2 protein-coding genes are annotated in these 1,955 nt (G+C 56.2%); both read left to right on the top strand.

Going from position 1 to position 1,955, the window contains the following annotated elements; translation table 11 throughout:
- Nucleotides 1-221, top strand: a 221-nt coding sequence (locus HOLDEFILI_RS11475; RefSeq protein WP_006059872.1) for an HAD hydrolase family protein, incomplete at its 5' end; no start/stop codon positions are given.
- A 96-nt stretch (nucleotides 222-317) separates the two neighbouring features.
- A complete protein-coding gene (locus HOLDEFILI_RS11470; protein ID WP_006059871.1) occupies nucleotides 318-1,937 on the top strand; it encodes a GGDEF and EAL domain-containing protein in 1,620 nt (539 codons plus the stop codon).
- Nucleotides 1,938-1,955: the final 18 nt, after the last annotated feature.

Below are 1,955 nucleotides of genomic sequence, written 5' to 3'. Positions count from 1 at the left end.
CGGTCGGATTGCAGGAGCTGATCGATCAGCTGGGGATTGCGCGCGGGGAAGTCGCGGCGTTTGGGGATAATTACAACGATGTGGAAATGTTGAAGCTGGCCGGCACCGCGGTGGCGATGGGCAACGCGGTGGAGGAAGTCAAAGCGCTGGCCGACTATGTGACGACTTCGTCCGATCAGGACGGCATCGCCCGGGCCTTGGCGCATCTGGGCTGTATTTGACGCTGATTTAAGTCGAAAAACATCTCGTTTAGGTAATCAATTTGAAATTTGGCAGGAATTCCCTAAAATAGAAAAGGATACGAAAGGGGAAAACGGATGCCTACGATTTTGGACAACGCCCTGTTCACCGCTTTTTCCGAGGCCTCTGAACAGGTTTATATCTATGTCTGCGACGTCAAGCAGGATTTATCGCACTGGTCGAAGAATGCCGTTACCTTTTTCGGCCTGCCGGGCGAATATATGGAAAACGCCGCCGAGCTGTGGATGGCGAAAATCCATCCGGATGACCGCGGCCGCTACCTGAAGGACATTCAGGATGTTTTTACCGGAGTGAAAACGCATCACAGCTGCGAATACCGGGCGCGCAGTCAGGCGGGCGATTATGTGTGGCTGGAATGCCGCGGCACGATGATGAAAAACGAACAAGGCGAACCGTGGCTGTTCGCCGGCATGATGACGCGCCTGGACGCGCGCAATAAAATTGATCCGCTGACCGGCTTGCCAACGATGCGGGAGTTCGCCGATTTGAATTTTGCCTGCACTCACGGCGTCGTGATGGTCGTGGGCTTCGACGGCTTCCGGGAAGTCATCAATAATTATGGATATCGCGGCGGGGATGAGATTCTCGCGGATTTCGCCGTACAGCTGCGCCGGATTTGCCCGCAGACCGCGGCGCTGTACCGGTTTGAAGGCGATGAATTCGCGATCTTTATCCCGGGCGGCACCTGCTGCCAGGCACAGCAGCTGTTTCAGTCGCTGGCGCAGGCGGCCAAGGCACTGGGCAGCCGGCAGGTCAGCCTGGAAATCACCGGCGGCGCAGTCTGTACGCCGCAGGATGGAATAACGCAGGAAGCCGTTATCAGCAAGCTGGAGCATTCTCTGGCGCATGGGAAGGCGCACCGCCGTTCGCAGCTGGTCTTTTTCAGCTTGGAGGTTTCGCGGGAATACCGCCGCTTAAGCGGCCTGAAGCAAACGTTGGTCCGCTCGGTCAGCCATGACTGCGAAGGGTTTTCACTGGTCTATCAGCCGTTAGTCGATCACGATCACCGCGTGGTCTGCTGCGAAGCGCTGCTGCGCTGGAAGGCGGATTCGGATGTCGGGGAGATGATCCGGCTGTTGGAAAACACCGGTGAAATTTTGCCCGTCGGCCGCTGGATCGTCCGCGAGGTGTTTGCCCAGGCCCGCGTTTGGCAGCAGAAAAGCCCGGATTTTATCACCGGGTTCAATGTTTCCTATCTGCAGTTTAAGGACTCCGGTTTCAGTGACTTTTTGATCGCGGAAGCCAAACGGCTAAAAATCAATCCGCGTCAAATTGCGATCGAACTGACGGAAAGCTGCCAGGTCGAGGATTTTGACGGGCTGGCCCGGGAATTTGCGCGTCTGCGCGCGTTCGGCTTCAATCTGTCGCTTGACGATTTCGGCATCGCTTATTCCACGCTGCTTCTGATCCGCAATCTGCCGGCCGATTCAGTGAAGATCGATCAGTCGTTTATCCGCGATTTAACCGAACAAAATCAGGTGGATCTGGCGATCATTGAAAGCGTTGTATCGCTGTGCCGGAAGCTGAACATCCGTCTGGTGGCGGAAGGGGTGGAAAACGCCCGCATTCTGAAGCTGCTGGAAGCCTATCCGATCACGTTGTATCAGGGCTTTCATTTCGCGAAACCGATGCCGGCGTCGCAGCTGGAGCCGCTCATCGGATCGATCCTGCCTTAAATCAGTTCCCAGACGGAA

It is taken from the genome of Holdemania filiformis DSM 12042 (assembly GCF_000157995.1).
In the GTDB taxonomy this organism is placed as follows: Bacteria; Bacillota_I; Bacilli_A; order Erysipelotrichales; family Erysipelotrichaceae; genus Holdemania; species Holdemania filiformis.
This window is presented reverse-complemented; position numbering and strand designations above follow the sequence as displayed.

Excerpts from the sequence above, each read along its gene's own strand:
- HOLDEFILI_RS11470 (WP_006059871.1), top strand. The coding sequence starts at position 318 with ATGCCTACGATTTTGGACAACGCCCTGTTCACCGCTTTTTCCGAGGCC.